Here is a 17,314-nt window from a genome sequence, read left to right as displayed (position 1 = left end):
TCCCGTACGTTCGTCCCCTATACGTGCTGCATGACCAGGACGAACGTCGTCCCGGGCGCCAGGGCCTCGTACGAGTGCGGTACGTCGCCTCGGTACGACATGTAGTCCCCGGGGTCGAGTTCGACCTCCTCCCCCGCGGGGCCGGCCTTCACCCTCCCCGTGCTCACGATCAGATGCTCCACCGAGCCCGGAATGTGCGGCTCCGACTCTCGGGGCGGGCCCGGCTCGGCGCGTAGGTGGTAGATGTCGCGCTGGGCGCCGGGTGGGCTGGCCGAGAGCAGGGTGGCGGCGTACTCGGTCTTCTCCGAGGCTACGGTCGGGCCCTGCCCTGCGCGGATGACCTGCACGGACGGCACCGGGGGCTCCACCAGCGCGCTGAACGGCACGCCCAGCGCCACGCCCAGCGCCCAGAGCGTCTCCACGCTCGGGTTTCCGCTTGCCGCCTCCAGTTGGGACAGCGTGGATTTCGCGATTCCGGCGCGTTTGGCCAGTTCGGAGAGGGAGAGGCCGGCTCTTGTGCGTTCCCTGCGCAGGGAGGCGGCGATCCAGTCCAGGGGGAGCCGTGGGGGTGAGGTCTCGGCCATGCTCTGTTCGCTCCATCGATACGATCGTTCGGCTTGACGAACGATGAGTCTTCTGTCCATTGTAGAGAACATGCGTACGGTAGAGCGAACGGTGGGTGCGTCCCGGGAGCTGGTTCGGGATGCCTCGTTGGTGTGGGTGGCCAGTGGGGTGGTCGGGGTTTCCTTCGGGGCGATCGCTGTGGCGGGTGGGCTTCCGGTGTGGGTGCCGGTGGTGATGTCGGTGCTCGTGTATGCGGGGTCGGCGCAATTCAGCGCGGTGGGGGTGTTGCTGGCGGGGGGTGGGCCGCTTGCGGCGGCGGCGACGGGGTTGTTGCTGAATACGCGTACGGCGGCGTTCAGCGTCGCGGTCGCGGATGTCCTGGGTTCCGGTGGCCGTCTGTCTCGCTTTCTCGGGGCCCATCTCGTGACGGACGAGACGGTGGCGTTTGCGCTGGCGCAGGCGGATCCGGGGCGGCGGCGGGTGGCCTTCTGGGTTTCCGGGGTCGGGTTGTTCGTCGTGTGGAATGTCGGGGTGTTGGCGGGGGCCGTGGCCGGTACGGCGCTTGGGGATACGGCGGTGTACGGGCTGGATGCGGCGTTTCCTGCGGTGTTGGTGGCTCTGGTGTTGCCGACGTTGCGGGCGGATGCCGCGGTGCGGCGGTGTGCGGTGCTGGGGGCGGGGGTTGCCCTGGCGGTGTCTTCGGTGGTGCCTGCGGGGGTGCCGGTGTTGTTGGCGCTGGTTGGGCTCTTGCTGTACGGGCGGCGCAAGGCGGGTGCGGCATGAGTGCGACGGTGGCCTTGATCCTGGTGCTGGCGGTGGGGACGTATGCGTTCCGGCTGGTGGGGCCTGTGCTGCACGGTCGGGTGGAGCTGTCGGGCCGTGTTCAGGAGCTGTTGTCGGCTGGGGCGGTGGTGTTGCTGGTGGCGCTGATGGCTACGGGTTCGCTGACGGAGGGCGGGTCCTTCGCCGGGTGGGCTCGGCCGGTGGGGGTGCTGGTCGGGGGTGTGCTGGCTTGGCGGCGGGCGCCGTTCGTGGTGGTGGTGTTGGGGGCGGCGGGGGTTGCGGGCGTGTTGCGGTGGGTGGGGGTGCCGTGAGGTTTCCTCGCCCCCGCCGCCCCTACCCGTCCCATCCCTGGGGGCTGCCGCCCCCAGACCCCCGCTTCGGCCCTGAACGGGCCTCGTCCTCAAACGCCGGACGGGCTGAAAATGCCGGTGCCGCAAATTTCAGCCCCTCCGGCGTTTGAGGAGCGGGGGTCCAGGGGGCAGAGCCCCCTGGGCGGGGGCGAGGCAAAATGCGAAGTCAAGCGCCGCGGCGGCCCGCTCCCAGTACGTCGAGGCAGTCCTGCCAGGCGGAGGTGAGCAGCAGGGGGCGCAGCCGGGTGAACAGGGTCAGTAGGTCCGGGCCCCACTGGGCACGGAAGTGCGGGTCCCGGCGGGCGAGGTCGAGTTCGTTGGCGACGGTCAGTTCGGCGAAGTCGCGGCGCAGATGCAGGTCGGGGGCGTAGGTGCGGCCGGTGAAGCGGTCGCGGAAGGTGGGGGCCGTATCGGCGAAAGAGGGGTACGAGGCCTGGCGGTCGCAGCTTGCGTAGAAGTACACGATCGACTCGGCGTCCGGGCCGATCACCTCGGCCAGTTCCTCGCGACCGTCGAGCGAGAGGAGGGCGCCGGGGAAGCCGTCCGTGCCGTAGCTGGCGTGGCAGAGGCCGGCGAGCTGGAGGGTGGGGCGGGCGCCCCACAGGGCGAGGCGGTCGTGGACGCGTTCGAGGTGGGCGAGGAGGGTGCCGCCGGGGTGCGGGATCCGGTCGGCTCCCAACTCCCTCAGAAACACAAGGGCTTCGTCACTGGAGCTGGACACGGCACCTGTCCCTTCGGCTGTGGGGGGTTAATCGGGTCGGCACCCGCTCCTCCCGGGTGGAGCGGGTTGCCGCCCTGGTGGGCCCTGGTCGATCGTCGTACGGGCGAACTGTGCAGTCAATCCTTGGGAATTCTCGCCAGGTCTTAGGCGGAGCTTGGGGAATCCAGGGAATCCACCTCTCATTGCCATTACTTCGGGTCGGCGTTGAACTTCGCCGTCGACCAGCGGTACCCGAGCACCGCGAGCCCCACGCACCAAGCAATGGCGAGCCACCCGTTGTTCCCGATCTCGGTGCCGAGGAGCAGTCCGCGCAGGGTCTCGATGGCCGGCGTGAAGGGCTGGTACTCGGCGATCGGCTGGAACCAGCCCGGCATGGAGTCCAGGGGGACGAAGGCGGTGGACAGGAGCGGCAGCAGGATCAGGGGCAGCGCGTTGTTGCTGGCCGCCTCGGCGTTCGGGCTGATCAGGCCCATACCGACCGCGATCCAGGTGAGCGCCAGGGCGAAGAGTACGAGCAGTCCGAAGGCCGCCAGCCACTCCAGGACGGTCGCGTCCGTGGACCGGAAGCCGATGGCGACACCTACGGCTCCCACCAGGACCACGCTGATGATCGCCTGGAGCACGCTTCCGATGACATGCCCGATGATCACCGAGCCGCGGTGGATCGCCATCGTGCGGAAGCGGGCGATGATGCCCTCGGTCATGTCGTTCGAGACGGAGACCGCCGTGCCGATCGTCGTGCTGCCGATGGTCATCAGCAGCAGGCCCGGGACGATGAAGGCGATGTACTCGGAGCGGTCCGGGCCTCCGCCGCCGATGCCCGCGCTCATCGTGTCGCCGAAGATGTAGACGAAGAGCAGCAACAGCATGATCGGCGTCAGGAGCAGGTTCAGGGTGAGGGACGGGTAGCGCCTGGCGTGCAGCAGGTTGCGGCGCAGCATCGTCGTCGAGTCGCGTACGGCGAGGGAGAGGGAGCTCATCGGGCGTTCTCCTTGGACTGGTTGGGGACGACGGCCGCGCCGCCGGTGAGGGCGAAGAAGACGTCGTCGAGGTCGGGGGTGTGCACGGTCAGTTCGTCCGCCTCGACGCCGGCGGCGTCCAGCCAGTCGAGGATGGAGCGCAGCTCGCGCTGGCTGCCGCCGCTCGGGAGCTGGAGCGCCAGCGCCTCGTCGTCGCGGGTGGACTCGCTCAGTGCGGAGGCGGCGGACCGGTAGGTGGCGGGGTCGGTGAAGCGGAGCCGGATGTGCCCGCCGGGGATCATCCGCTTCAGCTCGCTCGCGGTGCCCTCGGCGGCGATCTTGCCGTCGTTCAACACCGCGATACGGTCGGCGAGTTCGTCGGCCTCCTCCAGGTACTGGGTGGTGAGGAAGACGGTGACGCCGTCGGAGACCAGCTCGCGGATGATCTGCCACATGTTGTGCCGGGAGCGTGGGTCGAGACCGGTGGTGGGCTCGTCGAGGAAGATGATGCGCGGGCTGCCGACCAGGGTCATGGCGATGTCCAGGCGCCGCTTCATACCGCCGGAGTAGGTGGACGCGGGCTTCTTCGCGGCCTCCACCAGGTCGAACCGCTCCAGCAGTTCGGCGGCGACCCGTCGCCCTTCACTCCGGGACAGGTGGTGCAGGTCCGCCATGAGGAGCATGTTCTCCTCGCCGGTGATCAGGCCGTCCACCGCCGAGAACTGGCCGGTGACACCGATCGCCGCACGCACAGCCTGTGGATCGACGGCGAGGTCGTGCCCGCCGACGCGGATCGAACCCGCGTCGGCGGTGATGAGCGTGGAGAGGATCTTCACGGCGGTGGTCTTGCCCGCCCCGTTCGGGCCGAGCAGGGAGAAGATCGTCCCTTCCGGCACGGTCAGGTCGATGCCGTCGAGGACGGTCTTGTCGCCGTAGGACTTGCGCAGCCCGTTCGCCGCGATGGCCGGGTTCGTCATGAGGGAGCTCCTTAGAGGCTGCGGGCGGTGATGTCGCCGTGGGTGGTGGTGGCGCGGATGTCGAGTTCGGCGGTGCCGTCGTTCTTGAGGGCGTTGCTGATCCGGCCGTAGCCGGTGCCGGCGTCCAGGGCGGCCGAGACTCCGGCGGCGGCGGTGACCGAGATGTCGCCGGACTGGGTGCTGAGGACGACCTCGCCGCGTACGGCCTCGGCGATGCGGATGTCGCCCCGCTGGGTGCTGATCTTCGCGGGGCCGCCCAGCCGGCCGACCTCGACGTCGCCGTCGGTGGCGGTGAGGCGCAGGCTCGCGGCCTCGTCGATCTTGATGCGGTGGTAGGCGCCGTCGAACTCGACGTCCCCGAGGCGGCCGACGACGCGCAGTTCGCCGGCGGCCGTCTTCGCCTCGACGCGGGAGCCGGCGGGCAGCTTGACGGTGACCTCGACGGACCCGGAAGGACCGAGGAGCCGGTTGCCTCCTTCCGGGGCCTGGATCCGCAGGACGCCGTCGTCGTAGCCGACCTCCAGCTGCTCCGCCGCCTTGATGTCACGGGACTTGGCGGCGTTGGCGGGCCGGACCTCGACGACGGTGTCGGGCCGGTCGGCGGCGATGAACTGGATGCGTCCGGCGGGGATGTCCAGGACGGCGGAGATCGGGGCGGGGGTCTTGAACGTCTGCATCGTGCTCTCCTTCGTCTTCCGGCGGGCGCCCTGTCGGCCCGGCCGTTTCTGACGATGGAAAAGCTACGTTGCGTTCAAGAAACTGGCAACACACTCGTTGCGCTAAATCACCGTCACAGCAGCTCACAGCCGCTAAATCATTGCAACGGCCTGAAAAGTAACGCAACAACCACACCCCCATCCGTTGCAATGGAACGGCGATGAACGCTATGCTGAAGACGTCGCCCCGAACCACGAAGGAGACCGCGATGCCCGGAGGCAGACTCACCCAGCAGGAACGTCAGCAGATCGCGCTGGGACTGGCCGACGGCCTCGCCTACGCGGAGATCGCCCGCCGCCTCGACCGCCCCACCTCGACCATCACCCGCGAGGTCATGCGCAACGGCGGCCCCACCGCCTACCGCGCCGACCTCGCCCACCGCGCCACCGAACAGCGCGCCCACCGCCGCAGGCAGCCCGCGCCCCGGACCCCGGGGGCGCCCCCGCAGGCCCACGGACGCGACGCCGAGGCGGTGCGCGAGTACGAGGAGGCGCTCACCACCGTGTTCATGCAGTCGGGCGCGCCCAAGATGGTGTCCCGGGTGCTGGGCTGCCTCTTCACCACCGACTCGGGCAGCCTCAACGCGTCCGAACTCGCGCAGCGGCTCCAGGTCAGCCCGGCGTCCATCTCCAAGTCGGTCACGTTCCTGGAAGCCCAGGGCCTGGTCCGCCGAGAACGCGACGAGCGCCGCCGCGAGCGCTATGTGGTCGACGACGACGTCATGTACGAGTCGATGATGGCCAGCGCCCGCAGCACCGCCCAGCTCGCCGATATCGCCCGGCAGGGTGTCCCCGTCCTCGGCACCGGCACCCCGGCCGCCGTCCGTCTGGAGAACATCGCGCGCTTCGTCGACTACGTCTCCGAGAGCATCGTCCGCGCCGCCGAGCAGGCCCGCGAGATCCTTCACACCAAGCCCGCACCGGCCTCGGAGGACGACAACTCTCAGCGTTAGCTTGGGTGTTGTGACTCTTGATGATCTACGGGTGTTCGTGGCCGTGTGCCGGGCCGGCAGCCTCAGCGCCGTGGCCCGGGATCTGTCCTGCACCCAGTCCGCCGTCAGTCAGCATGTGAAGCGGCTCGAGCGGGAGACCGGGGTCGCCCTGCTGGAGCGGCAGTCCCGCGGGGTCGTGCCCACTCAGGCCGGGCGCGTGCTGGAGGCCGCCGCCGCCGAGGGGCTCGGCGGGATCGACCTCGCCCTGCGACAGCTCCGGGATCTCGTCGACGGGGAGACGGGGGCCGTGCGGGTGGCCACCGGCGGTACCACCGTGCGCCACTTCATGGCCGACGCCGTCGTGTCGTTCCGGCGGCTGCATCCCCGCGTCAGCCTCGAATTCCGTACCGAGAGTTCCAGCCGGGGCTGTTTCGACGCGCTCGTCGGCAGCGATCTCGACCTCGCCTGGGTCACCCTCGGCCCTCCCGTGCGGGGCATAGAGCAGCGGGGCGTCGTCGAGCTGCCCTGGGTGCTGGCCGTACCGGCCGACGACCCGCTCGCCTCCCGCCCCGCCCTCGAACCCTCCGCGCTGCACGGACTCCGGGTCATCCGGCTGCCCCCGCACTCCACCTCCGCCGCCCATCTCGACGCCGCCTGCGCCGAGTTGGGCATACGGTTCGCCGCCGATACGAGCGTCGCCGACTGGGATACGGCCCTGCTGCTCGCCGAGTTGGGGCTCGGGCGGGCCGTCGTACCGGCCTTCCCGGGGATCGGGGACTCCGGGCGGGGGCTGGCCCTCGTAGAGCTTCCCGCGCTGCGGCCGCTCTCGGTGGGGTGGGCCGTACGGCGTTGGGACGCGCTCAGTCCCCAGGCCCGGGCCTTCGCAGAGACCGTCTCCCAGACCTGCCGAGTCACTTCAGGATCAGGCTGATCTCCGCCCACACCGTTTTTCCGACGTCCCGTTCCGCCACGCCCCATGTTCTCGCCAGCAGCGTCACCAAGATCAGGCCCCGGCCGCTCTCGCTGTCCGGCTCCGTCACATACCGCAGTTTTCGGTCGCCTCGCGCATCGCTCACCTCGATACGGAGAGTGTCCTCCGGGAGCAGGAGAAGGCGCAGCTCGAAGGCTCGTCCCGGTACGCGGCCGTGCGTGACGGCGTTGGCTGCCAGCTCCGCCACCAGGTGCTGCGCCGTCTCGCTGACCTCGCCGTCCTGGGGATAGCCCCAGTCGGCCAGCTGTTCGGCGGCCAGGTGACGGGCCACGCGCGCTCCACGTGGGGTGGCTCTGATGTGCTGGACCAATTCAGCAGTGGGGGTGGTGATTTCGGCGTTCACGTCACCGAGAGTGGCGGGTTCTCTCTACCCTGACCAGGAGTGACAGGTCGACGCTGGGTATCTGTACGGCGACGCTGAGTTCGACGTGCGGAACGTCGGAACGGGAGGGTGCGGGCGTGAACGGGAACGAGGGCACGACGGGGTTGTTCATCGCACTCGGCAAGCAACTGAAGCTCCTACGGGAGCGGAAGGGGCTGACGCAGAAGGAGTTCGGGGGGCTGGTGGGGTACGGCCCCGACGCCATCTCCGCGATGGAGCGAGGCGTCCGGACGCCACAGCCCGAGCTGCTGGAGAAGGCGGACGAACTCCTCGACGCCGGGGGCCTGTTGAAGGACGTCGTCCCTGAGGTGAGGGAGGCGATGTCGACGGCTCGGACTCGGCATCCGGAGTGGTACCGGAACTACGCGGGGATGGAGGCGGAGGCCGTCGAGCTGCACCATTACTCCAACCACGCGGTGCACGGGCTGCTCCAGACCGAGGATCACGCACAGGCCGTATTCGCGCGAAGGCGGCCGTTCCTCGACGAGGAGACGATCGAAAGGCGGGTAGCGGACCGGCTGTCTCGGCAACTGGTCTTCGAGCGTCGGCCGGCTCCGATCGTCAGCTACATCCTCGAAGAGGTCGTGCTGGACCGGCCGATCGGCGGTCGACGCGTGCACGCGGACCAGCTTCGGCGCCTGCTGCAGGTCGGCCACATGCAGAACATTGAAATCCAGGTAATGCCGACCGCACTTGAGGAACACCCCAACATGGACGGCGCGTTCAACCTGCTGACGCCCAAGGGGCACGGGCAGGTGGCGTACACAGAGGTCCAGGGATATCCCCGGCTGATCACCGATCCGGAAGAGGTCCGGAAGATCGCAGATCGCTATGGGATCATGCGGGCGATGGCACTTTCCCCGTCGGAGACGCGCAAGTTGATCGAGAGCAAGCTGGAGGAGCTATGAACAACGGGCAGCTCACTTGGTTCAAGTCCAGCTACAGCGGCGGCGAGGGCGGCGACTGCCTCGAAGTCGCGTACGCCTGGCGCAAGTCCAGCTACAGCGACGGTGAAGGCGGCGACTGCCTGGAGCTCGCCCTGACCCCCTCCACCGTCCACCTCCGCGACTCCAAGACACCCGACGCCCCGCACGTCACTGTGGCCCCTGCCACCTGGGCCGCCTTCCTAGGCGGGGCTACGACTGAGGCGGCTGGTCCTGCGGGCGGTCTCCGCCCATCTGCCGCTTGAGCTGCTCCTGGCCGGTGTCGACCTGGCTCTGGTACTTGCCCTGAGTCTTCTCGTCGGCGAAGTCGCCGGCCTTGTCGACACCCTTGCCGGCCTGGTCCTCGTGGCCCTTCAGCATGCTCTTGAGCTTGTCCATCACAGACATGACAGGACTCCTTGGTCGCGTTTTCCCGACCCATCCAGGGTCGCGGTCCTGCGAGCAGAGCGCATCTCGTACGGCTCTGAGCAGGCCCGCGACCCCCGGACCTGCGGTTACTGCGGGAACGAAGCCACCAGGTTCACTTCCTTGGCGCCCGTCCCGGTGATCGCGGACCCCGTGCCCGGCAGCAGCACGGCCGGGCTGTAGTAGTCGCTCGACACCAGCACGTCCTTGTCGCCGTCCCGGTCGATGTCGCGGATGCGGACCAGCTGCCCGAAGTTGCCGTACTGGCTCGGGCTCCCGGGGACCCCGGCCGTCGCCAGCGTGAACCACTGCGAGTTCGTGCCGGTGAGGCCCGAATTGCCGCCGCGCAGGACATGGACGCCGCCCGCGTCGTCCTGCGAGCTGACCGTCTCGTTGGGGACGCCGACCGCCAGGTCGGGGTAACCGTCGCCGTTGGTGTCACCGGCGGACAGGCTCGTACCGAAATACTCCCTCGGCGAGGCGGCCGTAGCCACGCCCGAAGTCGCCTGCGAGATCCGGTACTTCGTGCCGGGGCCGGTGCTGCCACCGCGCCAGACGACGACCGAACCGGCCTTGCCGTTGGACTGGGTGTCACTGACGGCGAGGTCGCCGTAGCCGTCCTTGTTGAAGTCGGCGACGACGCCGACCGGGTCGTAGTCGGGGTCGGTGCTGTTGTAGACCGTGATCTTGCCGGGCTGGATCGTGGCGCCACCGCGGATGAACCAGGCGTCCTGGGTCATCTTGTCGTTGTGATAGCCCTGGCCGAGCAGGAAGAGGTCGGTGGCGCCGTCCTTGGTGACCTTGCCCGCGACCATGCCGGTGGGTTCGAGCAGATCGTTCGGGACGTGCTTGGTGACCGTGCCCGTCGTACCGGTCTTGGAGAAGCCGCCGCGGTAGATGCGTACCGCCTCGATGCCGTCCGCGACCGCGAGGTCGGCCTTGCCGTCGCCGTTGAAGTCGCCGGCCTCGATCTGCTTGCCGAAGCCGCGGTGGGAACTGGCGGTGATCTTCAGACGGACGGCGCTCGTACCGGTGAGCCCGGACGACGAGCCCCACAGGATGGTGACGGCACCGGAGCTGACCTTGCCGTCGACCTTCTCGGTGAAGTCGGCGACGGCGAGGTCGGCGTAGCCGTCGCGATTGAAGTCGGCGGGGGCGAGGTCCTCGCCGAACGCGTCGCCGTAGCCGTTGGTCTCCCCGGCCGTGCCCGGGACGCCCGCGGTGGACTGGCTGAAGGTCTTGGTGACGGTGCCGGGGCCGTTGGCGGTCCCGTAGGTGACGACGAACGCGCCGCCGCCGATGGAGGCGGCGGCGAAGTCGCGGTAGCCGTCCCCGTTGAAGTCGTCGGCGTACTTCGCCGGGGTGGCCGCGTGCGCGGCGCCCACGGAGAGGGTGAGCAGTCCGCCGGTGAGGGACACGGCCGTGGCCGTGGCGAGCGCCAGGCGAACGGTGCTGCGCATGGACATGAGTCTCCTGCAATGATCAATGATCAAGGGCTGGCGAGGAGGAGACTCACATCGACCGGTGAAGGTTGTACGACTTTCAGCGCTCGTACAACCCCTCGATCTCCCCGGCGAAGTCCTTCATGACCGCCGCCCGCCGCAGCTTCATCGACGGGGTCAGATGCCCGGCCATCTCCGTGAAGTCGGTCGGCAGGATCGCGAAGCGGCGGATGGACTCGGGACGGGAGACGAGCTTGTTCGCGTCGTCCACCGCGCGCTGGATGATCGCCCGCAACTCCTCGTCGTCCACCAGGAGTTCGGCGGGTACGGGGTGGCGGCCGTTCATGCGGCGCCAGTGGGTGATGCCGTCCATGTCGAGGGTGATCAGCGCGGTGACGTAGGGGCGGCGGTCGCCGAGGACCATGGCCTGGGAGATCAGCGGGTGGGAGCGGAGCCAGTTCTCCAGCGGCGCCGGGGCCACGCTCTTGCCGCCCGCGGTGATCAGCAGCTCCTTCTTGCGGCCGGTGATGGTCAGATACCCCTCGTCGTCCAGCTCGCCGATGTCCCCGGTGGCGAGCCAGCCGTCCACCGCCGCCGGGACCACTCCCCCGGCCACCGGGTCCCAGTAGCCCCGCAGGACTTGCTCCCCGGCGATCAGGATCTCGCCGTCGGCGGCGATCCGGACCCGGGTGCCGGGCAGCGGCCAACCCACGGTGCCCAGACGGGGTTTGAGGGGCGGGGTGACGGTGGCGGCGGCGGTCGTCTCGGTCAGGCCGTACCCCTCGTAGATCTCGATGCCCGCACCGGCGTAGAAGGCCGCAAGGCGCCGCCCGAGCGGCGATCCGCCGCAGATCGCGTAGCGGACGCGGCCGCCCATGGCGTTGCGGATACGGCGGTAGACGAGCGGGTCGTAGAAGGCGCGGGCCATGCTCAGGGCGCGGCCGGGCCCGGAGCCGGTGCCGTGCTGCTTGGCCTCCATGGCCTCGCCGTAGCGGCCCGCTACGGCGGCGGCCCGGTCGAAACTGGTCAGCCGGCCGCCCTCCTCCGCCTTGGCGCGGGCGGAGTTGTAGACCTTCTCCAGCATGTAGGGGATGGCCAGCAGACAGGTCGGACGGAAGGCGGCGAGGTCGGCGAGGAGGTCCTCGGACTGGAGGCTGGGCGCGTGGCCGAGCCGGACCCGGGCGCGGACGCAGGCCACCGCCACCATGCGGCCGAAGACATGGGACATCGGCAGGAAGAGCAGGACCGAGGGCTCCTCGTTCGTCCTCGACTTGAAGACGGGGTAGAGGAGTTCGATGGCGTTGTCGACCTCGGCGAAGAAGTTGCCGTGGGTGAGCGCGCAGCCCTTGGGGCGTCCGGTGGTGCCCGAGGTGTAGATCAGCGTGGCCAGGGTGCTCGGGCCGAGCATGCCCCGGCGGACGTCGACCTCCTGGTCCGGTATCGGCGCCCCGGCCTCCGCGAGCCGATCCACATGGCCCTTTTCCATGACCCACATGTGCCGCAGATCGGGGATGCGTTCGAGCTCGGGGCCGAGGGCGGCGGCCTGTGCGACGGTCTCGGTGACCAGGGCGACGGCGCCGGAGTCCTGGAGGATCCAGCGGGTCTGGAAGACGGAGGAGGTCGGATAGACCGGGACGGTCACCAGTCCCGCGGCCCAGGCGCCGAAGTCGAGCAGCGTCCACTCGTACGTCGTCCGCGCCATGACCGCGATCCGGTCGCCCGGCATCAGCCCCTCGGCGATCAGCCCCTTGGCCACGGCGAGCACTTGCGCGGCGAACCGCGTGGCCGTGACGTCGGCCCAACTCCCGTCCCCCGCCTTACGGCTGAGCAGCACCTTGTCCGGCACCGCGAGGGCGTTGTCGAACGGCAGATCACCCAGCGAGCCGTGCGAGACGGGCGGCGCGAAGGGCGGGACGTACGCCTCCCGGACGACACCGTCCAGCCGCCGGGTCTCGGGCTCCACGAGGGTGGGCGCGGGAGCGTCGTCGAACGCGGCGGACGCGGCGAAGGAAGGGAGTGGCGTGGACACGGGCGGCTCCTGGCACGGCGTTCACGGACGGGTCCCCGCGTGCGGACAGGGGTTACCGCCGGTTAGGTAGGGGATCGTACGTGGCTGACGTGTGGGGGCTGTGCGGTTTCGGGGAGGGCTGGGGGGCGGGCCTGTGCAACCTCGGGGGTTACGTGAGGGTCACTCAGGTTCATGGCGTACAGATGCGCTTACCTCCGGTAACCTTACTCCGGAGTAAGCAACTGTCACGAGGTGGAGGCTGCCATGACCGTCGCCCTCGGCGCCCTGCTGTCACCCTTCAAACGGCCCCGCCCCGACGCGGACTTCCCCCGCACACCCCTGGCCCTGTCCGGCCTGCGCGTGGACCTGGCCCGGCTCGCGGCCTATGAGCGGGTGTGCGGCTTCCCGACCGGCGAGGACGCGCTGCCGATCACCTATCCGCATGTACTGGGCTTCCCGCTCGCCATGCGGCTGATGAGCGGGCGGGACTTTCCGCTGCCGCTGCTGGGGCTTGTGCACACGTCGATCGAGATCGACCGGCGACAGCGGCTCGCGGCGACCTCGGAGTACGAACTCACCGTGCACGTCGACGGGTTGGCGCCGCATCGGCGCGGTACGGAGGCGGGGGTCGTGACGGAGCTGAGGGCCGGCGGGGACGTCGTATGGGAGTCGCGGAGCACGTATCTCGCGCGGCACGGGTCGGCGGGCGAGGGTGCCGCTCGGAAGGGACCGCCTACGGCTCTTCCCGCCGTCGCCGAGTGGCGGCTCGGTGCGGATGTCGGGCGGCGGTACGCGGCCGTCTCCGGGGACCGCAACCCGATCCATCTCCACCCCCTCACCGCCCGGCTGTTCGGCTTCCCTCGCGCCATCGCGCACGGGATGTGGACGGTGGCACGGTGTCTCGCGGCGCACGGGGCGCCGGACGCGGCACGGGTGCGGGCGGAGTTCCGGGCGCCGGTGCTGTTGCCGGGGACGGTGACGTACGGGGCGGAGCGGGGGCGGTTCGAGCTGCGCGGTGGGGACGGGCGCCTACACCTGGCGGGGACCGTCGACTGACCAGGTCCGGCCCTCCATGAGGCTGCCGAGCCCTGCCCAGGCGAAGTTCATCATCGTCGCGGCGGCCTGGCGGGCGGTGACGCCCGGCGTGGCGTTGGCCCAGTCGGCGAGCGACTCGGCGGCGCCGACGAGGGCCTCGGCGAGTCCGGCGACCTCGTGCTCGGGGAGGTGCGGGTCGCGGTGGGCGGCGCGGGCGGAGGCGAGGATCAGCTGGGTGACGAACGCGACGATCTCCTCGCGCATCGCGGTCACCTCGGCGGCGAACGCGGGGCCGTGGGTGCGGGCTTGGAGATGCAGCACGGCCCAGCCGTCCGGGTTCTCGGCGGTGTGCGTGAAGAACGCCCCCAGACCGTCCCAGAGTTGGCGATCGGCGGGCGCGTCGGTCCGGACGCCGGCGCGGACGGCCGCGGTGAGCGCACGCGCCTCGCGGCGGATGCAGGCGGTGAAGAGGTCTTCCTTGGAGTTCAGGTACAGATAGACCAACGGCTTGGAGACACCGGCGAGTTCGGCGATCTCGTCCATCGAGGCGGCCATGTACCCACGGCGCCCGAAGGTCCGTACGGCGGCGTCCAGCATCTGCTGTTCACGGACGGCACGCGGCATCCGTTTGGTCTTCACGACACCCATGGGGGCAAGACTAAGACGTCTGCCCCTGGGCTCGGGCCGCGTCGTCGACACCGTCCTCCTGGGCGCGGTTCGCCTCCAGGTTGGCCTTCACCTTGTCGACCTTCTCGACGATCTGCACGGAGGCGCGGTCGCGCTCCTTGCGCAGGACGACGAAGCTGATCGGCGCGGAGAGCAGCAGGGCGAGCAGGACGACCCACATGCCGTTGGAGTCGCCGAGGCCACGCGGGGCGAGACCGGAGTAGACGAGGCCCCAGACGACCACGAGGCAGCCCACGAAGATCCCGAGGCGCATCAGCGTGTAGCGGAGCATCTCAATCCACTCTTCCGATTCCGACAAAGTCCCAAAGGTGCGACATCCAGTGAAGCATGTCCGCTGCACGATCTTGGGGGCGGGGCTGGGCTCAGACGAGCGGCAGCAGCATGATGATGTCGTCGCGGTGGTCGTCCGGGGCGACACGGATGGCGTCCGGTATGCGGCCGACCTCCTTGTAGCCGCAGGAGCCGTAGAAGCGCTCCAGGCCCTGGCCGCCGCGGCAGGTGAGCCGTATCGCCTGGATGCCGTCGAAGCGGCGGGCCTCCCGCTCGGCGGCGGCGAGCAGGTCCCGGCCGTACCCCTTGCCCTGGTGCCGTGGATGCACCATCACCGTGTACAGCCATACCCAGTGGGTCATCAGCCGGTGCGTGTTGAAGCTGAAGAACGCGGTGGCGGCGACCTGTCCGTCCTCGTCGTGCCCGACGAGCAGCCGGGTCCGTCCCTCGGCCATCCCCACGAAGTGCCTGACCAGCTCCGGGCGGATCACCTCCGGTGTCACCGGGGGCACGAAACCGACGGAGCCGCCGGTGTTCGTCACGTCCGTCCACAGGTCGAGTACGCCGTCGCGGAGGGTGGGGTCGATGGCGGGGTCGAGAGTGAAAGTAAGGGCCACGGATGCATGGTAACCATTACTTCATGGCTCGCGCCGCCACTTTCAGATCCGAGACCAGCCCTCGGTACGCCGCCTCACGATCGTCCGCACGCAGCACGGACGATGGGTGAACGGTCGGAACCAGGCGCTCCGCTCGCCCGTGGATCTTCTCCTCCAGCACCGTCCCCCGCACCTGCGAAACCCGGAACGACGACCCGAGCAGCGCCTTCCCGGCGGTCGCCCCGAGCACGACGATCAACTCGGGCTCTACGGCAGCGAGCTCGGCGGCCAGCCAGGGGCCGCACGCCGTCATCTCGCGGAGGCTGGGGGCCTTGTGGATACGGCGCTTGCGGGGCTCGGCCTGCGTGAACTTGAAGTGCTTCACCGCGTTGGTCACGTAGGCGTCGGACGGATCGATCCCCGCCTCGGCGAGAGCCCGGTCGAGCAGCTTCCCGGCGGGGCCCACGAAGGGCTTGCCCTGCCGGTCCTCCTGATCCCCGGGCTGCTCCCCGACGAGCATGACCCGAGCGTGCGCGTTCCCTGCGCCGAAGACGGTCTGAGTGGCGTCGCGGTGGAGGGGACAGCCCCGGCATTCGACTGCCGCCCGGCGCAGGGCGGTGAGAGTCGCTTTCTCGGGGAGGAAGGGCTCAGCGGTGTAATCGTCCTCGGGCGCCATGGGGGGCGGGTACCCGTGGGGGGCGATCGGACTCATGCCGGGTGCGGGTGAGTGGGGGCTGGTCGCGCAGTTCCCCGCGCCCCTAGGTGGGAACAGTCGAAGCACGCCTGGCTGTACCCAGGCAGGGGCGCGGGGAACTGCGCGACCAGCCCCCCACGACCCGCAGCCGAAGTACGACCCGACCTCACACCCGCATCGGCTGAGGCGACTCCCGGCGCTCCGGGTCCGGACCCTCGTACTCCCGAATGATCTCGTACCGGGTGTTCCGCTCCACCGGGCGGAAGCCCGCGTCCCGGATCAGGTCCAGGAGGTCCTCGCGGGTCAGCTTGTTCGGCGTGCCGTAGTTGTCCGCGTCGTGGGTGATCTTGTACTCGACCACCGAGCCGTCCATGTCATCGGCGCCGTGCTGAAGGGCCAGCTGGGCCGTCTGGACGCCGTGCATGACCCAGAAGACCTTGACGTGGGGGACGTTGTCGAACAGCAGCCGCGACACCGCGAAGGTCTTCAGGGCCTCCGCACCCGTCGCCATCTGCGTCCGCGCCTGGAGCCGGTTGCGGACCTTGCCGTCCTTCATGTCCACGAAGTCGTGCTGGTAGCGCAGGGGGATGAAGACCTGGAAGCCGCCGGTCTCGTCCTGGAGCTCGCGCAGGCGCAACACGTGGTCCACCCTGTGCCGCGGCTCCTCGATGTGGCCGTACAGCATGGTGCACGGGGTCTTCAGACCCTTCTCGTGCGCCAGGCGGTGAATGCGCGACCAGTCCTCCCAGTGCGTGCGGTGGTCCACGATGTGCTGACGGACCTCCCAGTCGAAGATCTCCGCGCCACCGCCGGTCAACGACTCCAGACCCGCGTCGATCAGCTCGTCGAGGATCTCGGACGCCGACAGACCGGAGATCGTCTCGAAGTGGTGGATCTCCGTCGCCGTGAAGGCCTTCAGGGACACATGAGGGAGCGCCGCCTTCAGCTCGCGCAGCGACCGCGGGTAGTAGCGCCACGGCAGGTTCGGGTGCAGCCCGTTGACGATGTGCAGCTCGGTGAGGTTCTCCGACTCCATCGACTTCGCGAGCTTCACCGCCTCCTCGATCCGCATCGTGTACGCGTCCTTCTCCCCCGGCTTGCGCTGGAAGGAGCAGTAGGCGCAGGACGCCGTGCACACGTTGGTCATGTTGAGGTGACGGTTGACGTTGAAGTGGACCACGTCGCCGTTCTTACGGGTCCGCACCTCGTGCGCGAGCCCGCCGAGCCACGCCAGGTCGTCCGACTCGTACAGCGCGATGCCGTCCTCGCGGGTCAGCCGCTCACCGGCCGAGACCTTCTGCTCCAGCTCGCGCTTGAGCCCGACGTCCATGGTCATCCCTCTCCTCGACAGACTTCGTAAACCGTACGCCTACGCCTCTTCCGGAAGCTCACCCACCCGGTTCTCCCACTTCGTGGAGAGCACGATGGTCGTACGGGTCCGGGACACACCCTTCGTCCCGCTGAGCCGCCTGATGATCCTCTCCAGGCCGTCGACGTCGTTCGCCCGCACCTTGAGCATGTACGAGTCGTCGCCGGCGATGAACCAGCAGTCCTCGATCTCGGTGAGCTCCTTCATCCGCTGCGCCACGTCCTCGTGGTCGGCCGCGTCGGAGAGCGAGATGCCGATCAGGGCGGTGACTCCGAGGCCGAGGGAGGCGGCGTCGACGGTGGCGCGGTAGCCGGTGATGACCCCGGCCGCCTCCAGCCGGTTGATGCGGTCGGTGACACTGGGTCCCGACAGTCCGACGAGGCGCCCCAGCTCCGCGTACGAGGCCCGGCCGTTCTCCCTCAGGGCCTGGATGAGCTGCCTGTCCACCGCGTCCATGCGATTCGAAGCCTTCCGCTGAAAGATCTAAAA

Annotated in this window: 22 protein-coding genes; 7 read left to right on the top strand and 15 right to left on the bottom strand. The window is 69.5% G+C overall.

The genetic code is table 11. The features are described from left to right. Nucleotides 1-17: 17 nt before the first annotated feature. Entirely contained in the window at nt 18-584 is a 567-nt protein-coding gene (locus OHT76_RS25075; protein WP_328873114.1) for a helix-turn-helix domain-containing protein, read from the bottom strand. 70 nt (nt 585-654) lie between these two features. Here OHT76_RS25075 and OHT76_RS25070 point away from each other — a divergent pair, with 70 nt between their 5' ends. Together OHT76_RS25070 and OHT76_RS25065 are read left to right on the top strand one after the other, a co-directional pair. Next, a complete protein-coding gene (locus OHT76_RS25070; RefSeq protein WP_328873113.1) occupies nt 655-1,347 on the top strand; it encodes an AzlC family ABC transporter permease in 693 nt (230 codons plus the stop codon). Beyond that, nucleotides 1,344-1,658, top strand: coding sequence for an AzlD domain-containing protein (locus tag OHT76_RS25065; RefSeq protein ID WP_328873112.1), 315 nt, complete (start codon nt 1,344-1,346; stop codon nt 1,656-1,658). The genes OHT76_RS25070 and OHT76_RS25065 overlap by 4 nt, the downstream gene beginning before the upstream one ends. 205 nt (nt 1,659-1,863) lie before the next feature. Here OHT76_RS25065 and OHT76_RS25060 read toward each other — a convergent pair whose 3' ends face one another. The 4 genes from OHT76_RS25060 to OHT76_RS25045 form a co-directional block, all read right to left on the bottom strand. Further along, the gene (locus tag OHT76_RS25060; RefSeq protein WP_328873111.1) at nt 1,864-2,418 is read right to left on the bottom strand and encodes a DUF6817 domain-containing protein; all 555 of its coding nucleotides are present in this window, start codon (nt 2,416-2,418) and stop codon (nt 1,864-1,866) included. Nucleotides 2,419-2,606: 188 nt separating this feature from the next. Continuing rightward, nucleotides 2,607-3,398 carry an ABC transporter permease gene (locus tag OHT76_RS25055; protein ID WP_328873110.1) on the bottom strand — a complete coding sequence of 264 codons (792 nt, stop codon included), beginning with the start codon at nt 3,396-3,398 and terminating at the stop codon, nt 2,607-2,609. Further along, nucleotides 3,395-4,354: an ATP-binding cassette domain-containing protein gene (locus OHT76_RS25050; RefSeq protein WP_328873109.1), complete on the bottom strand. Its 960-nt coding sequence runs from the start codon at nt 4,352-4,354 to the stop codon at nt 3,395-3,397. The genes OHT76_RS25055 and OHT76_RS25050 overlap by 4 nt, the downstream gene beginning before the upstream one ends. Before the next feature lie 11 nt (nt 4,355-4,365). After that, on the bottom strand, nt 4,366-5,031 hold the full coding sequence (locus tag OHT76_RS25045; protein WP_328873108.1) for a DUF4097 family beta strand repeat-containing protein: 666 nt from the start codon (nt 5,029-5,031) through the stop codon (nt 4,366-4,368). A 248-nt stretch (nt 5,032-5,279) separates the two neighbouring features. On the opposite strand from OHT76_RS25045, the gene OHT76_RS25040 reads away from it, so the two are divergent. Both OHT76_RS25040 and OHT76_RS25035 read left to right on the top strand, forming a co-directional pair. Further along, nucleotides 5,280-6,023, top strand: a complete 744-nt coding sequence (locus tag OHT76_RS25040; protein ID WP_328873107.1) for a helix-turn-helix domain-containing protein — start codon at nt 5,280-5,282, stop codon at nt 6,021-6,023. A gap of 10 nt (nt 6,024-6,033) precedes the next feature. Beyond that, the gene (locus tag OHT76_RS25035) at nt 6,034-6,933 is read left to right on the top strand and encodes a LysR family transcriptional regulator (RefSeq protein ID WP_328873106.1); all 900 of its coding nucleotides are present in this window, start codon (nt 6,034-6,036) and stop codon (nt 6,931-6,933) included. Here OHT76_RS25035 and OHT76_RS25030 read toward each other — a convergent pair. Further along, a complete protein-coding gene (locus OHT76_RS25030; RefSeq protein ID WP_328873105.1) occupies nt 6,914-7,336 on the bottom strand; it encodes an ATP-binding protein in 423 nt (140 codons plus the stop codon). The two genes, OHT76_RS25035 and OHT76_RS25030, sit on opposite strands and share 20 nt — an antisense overlap. A gap of 116 nt (nt 7,337-7,452) precedes the next feature. Between OHT76_RS25030 and OHT76_RS25025 the strand changes: the two genes are divergently transcribed. Together OHT76_RS25025 and OHT76_RS25020 are read left to right on the top strand one after the other, a co-directional pair. Continuing rightward, a complete protein-coding gene (locus OHT76_RS25025) occupies nt 7,453-8,283 on the top strand; it encodes a helix-turn-helix domain-containing protein (RefSeq protein WP_328873104.1) in 831 nt (276 codons plus the stop codon). Next, nucleotides 8,280-8,564 carry a DUF397 domain-containing protein gene (locus tag OHT76_RS25020; protein WP_328873103.1) on the top strand — a complete coding sequence of 95 codons (285 nt, stop codon included), beginning with the start codon at nt 8,280-8,282 and terminating at the stop codon, nt 8,562-8,564. Before OHT76_RS25025 ends, OHT76_RS25020 begins: the two co-directional genes overlap by 4 nt. Here the strand turns inward: OHT76_RS25020 and OHT76_RS25015 are convergent. From OHT76_RS25015 to OHT76_RS25005, 3 genes are all read right to left on the bottom strand, one after another. Further along, entirely contained in the window at nt 8,512-8,706 is a 195-nt protein-coding gene (locus tag OHT76_RS25015; protein ID WP_328873102.1) for an antitoxin, read from the bottom strand. The two genes, OHT76_RS25020 and OHT76_RS25015, sit on opposite strands and share 53 nt — an antisense overlap. A 107-nt stretch (nt 8,707-8,813) precedes the next feature. Then, nucleotides 8,814-10,184 carry an FG-GAP and VCBS repeat-containing protein gene (locus OHT76_RS25010; RefSeq protein ID WP_328873101.1) on the bottom strand — a complete coding sequence of 457 codons (1,371 nt, stop codon included), beginning with the start codon at nt 10,182-10,184 and terminating at the stop codon, nt 8,814-8,816. Between the two features lie 82 nt (nt 10,185-10,266). After that, nucleotides 10,267-12,195 carry an AMP-dependent synthetase/ligase gene (locus OHT76_RS25005; protein ID WP_328873100.1) on the bottom strand — a complete coding sequence of 643 codons (1,929 nt, stop codon included), beginning with the start codon at nt 12,193-12,195 and terminating at the stop codon, nt 10,267-10,269. Between the two features lie 243 nt (nt 12,196-12,438). On the opposite strand from OHT76_RS25005, the gene OHT76_RS25000 reads away from it, so the two are divergent. Further along, complete coding sequence (locus tag OHT76_RS25000; RefSeq protein WP_328873099.1) at nt 12,439-13,230, top strand: MaoC family dehydratase; 792 nt, start codon at nt 12,439-12,441, stop codon at nt 13,228-13,230. Here the strand turns inward: OHT76_RS25000 and OHT76_RS24995 are convergent. From OHT76_RS24995 to OHT76_RS24970, 6 genes are all read right to left on the bottom strand, one after another. Then, nucleotides 13,204-13,857 carry a TetR/AcrR family transcriptional regulator gene (locus OHT76_RS24995; protein ID WP_328873098.1) on the bottom strand — a complete coding sequence of 218 codons (654 nt, stop codon included), beginning with the start codon at nt 13,855-13,857 and terminating at the stop codon, nt 13,204-13,206. The genes OHT76_RS25000 and OHT76_RS24995 overlap by 27 nt on opposite strands. 10 nt (nt 13,858-13,867) lie before the next feature. Further along, entirely contained in the window at nt 13,868-14,167 is a 300-nt protein-coding gene (locus OHT76_RS24990) for a DUF4229 domain-containing protein (RefSeq protein ID WP_328873097.1), read from the bottom strand. Nucleotides 14,168-14,258: 91 nt separating this feature from the next. Then, nucleotides 14,259-14,783, bottom strand: coding sequence for a GNAT family N-acetyltransferase (locus tag OHT76_RS24985; protein WP_328873096.1), 525 nt, complete (start codon nt 14,781-14,783; stop codon nt 14,259-14,261). A gap of 16 nt (nt 14,784-14,799) precedes the next feature. Then, nucleotides 14,800-15,438 carry a UdgX family uracil-DNA binding protein gene (locus OHT76_RS24980; RefSeq protein WP_328873095.1) on the bottom strand — a complete coding sequence of 213 codons (639 nt, stop codon included), beginning with the start codon at nt 15,436-15,438 and terminating at the stop codon, nt 14,800-14,802. 184 nt (nt 15,439-15,622) lie between these two features. Beyond that, nucleotides 15,623-16,786: an aminofutalosine synthase MqnE gene (gene mqnE / locus OHT76_RS24975; RefSeq protein ID WP_328876614.1), complete on the bottom strand. Its 1,164-nt coding sequence runs from the start codon at nt 16,784-16,786 to the stop codon at nt 15,623-15,625. A gap of 39 nt (nt 16,787-16,825) precedes the next feature. Next, nucleotides 16,826-17,281, bottom strand: a complete 456-nt coding sequence (locus OHT76_RS24970; RefSeq protein WP_328873094.1) for an Lrp/AsnC family transcriptional regulator — start codon at nt 17,279-17,281, stop codon at nt 16,826-16,828. Nucleotides 17,282-17,314 lie beyond the last annotated feature (33 nt).

Source organism: Streptomyces sp. NBC_00287 (assembly GCF_036173105.1).
Lineage (GTDB): Bacteria > Actinomycetota > Actinomycetes > Streptomycetales > Streptomycetaceae > Streptomyces.
The sequence above is the reverse complement of the archived record's forward strand: the minus strand, read 5'-3'. Positions and strand labels throughout refer to the sequence as shown.

Coding starts and splice junctions, on each gene's coding strand:
- OHT76_RS25075 (WP_328873114.1), bottom strand. CDS start 584: ATGGCCGAGACCTCACCCCCACGGCTCCCCCTGGACTGGATCGCCGCC.
- OHT76_RS25010 (WP_328873101.1), bottom strand. CDS start 10,184: ATGCGCAGCACCGTTCGCCTGGCGCTCGCCACGGCCACGGCCGTGTCC.
- OHT76_RS25040 (WP_328873107.1), top strand. CDS start 5,280: ATGCCCGGAGGCAGACTCACCCAGCAGGAACGTCAGCAGATCGCGCTG.
- mqnE (WP_328876614.1), bottom strand. CDS start 16,786: ATGGACGTCGGGCTCAAGCGCGAGCTGGAGCAGAAGGTCTCGGCCGGT.
- OHT76_RS24995 (WP_328873098.1), bottom strand. CDS start 13,857: ATGGGTGTCGTGAAGACCAAACGGATGCCGCGTGCCGTCCGTGAACAG.
- OHT76_RS24990 (WP_328873097.1), bottom strand. CDS start 14,167: ATGCTCCGCTACACGCTGATGCGCCTCGGGATCTTCGTGGGCTGCCTC.
- OHT76_RS25000 (WP_328873099.1), top strand. CDS start 12,439: ATGACCGTCGCCCTCGGCGCCCTGCTGTCACCCTTCAAACGGCCCCGC.
- OHT76_RS24970 (WP_328873094.1), bottom strand. CDS start 17,281: ATGGACGCGGTGGACAGGCAGCTCATCCAGGCCCTGAGGGAGAACGGC.
- OHT76_RS25050 (WP_328873109.1), bottom strand. CDS start 4,354: ATGACGAACCCGGCCATCGCGGCGAACGGGCTGCGCAAGTCCTACGGC.
- OHT76_RS25015 (WP_328873102.1), bottom strand. CDS start 8,706: ATGTCTGTGATGGACAAGCTCAAGAGCATGCTGAAGGGCCACGAGGAC.
- OHT76_RS25055 (WP_328873110.1), bottom strand. CDS start 3,398: ATGAGCTCCCTCTCCCTCGCCGTACGCGACTCGACGACGATGCTGCGC.
- OHT76_RS25045 (WP_328873108.1), bottom strand. CDS start 5,031: ATGCAGACGTTCAAGACCCCCGCCCCGATCTCCGCCGTCCTGGACATC.
- OHT76_RS24980 (WP_328873095.1), bottom strand. CDS start 15,438: ATGGCGCCCGAGGACGATTACACCGCTGAGCCCTTCCTCCCCGAGAAA.
- OHT76_RS25070 (WP_328873113.1), top strand. CDS start 655: ATGCGTACGGTAGAGCGAACGGTGGGTGCGTCCCGGGAGCTGGTTCGG.
- OHT76_RS25020 (WP_328873103.1), top strand. CDS start 8,280: ATGAACAACGGGCAGCTCACTTGGTTCAAGTCCAGCTACAGCGGCGGC.
- OHT76_RS25065 (WP_328873112.1), top strand. CDS start 1,344: ATGAGTGCGACGGTGGCCTTGATCCTGGTGCTGGCGGTGGGGACGTAT.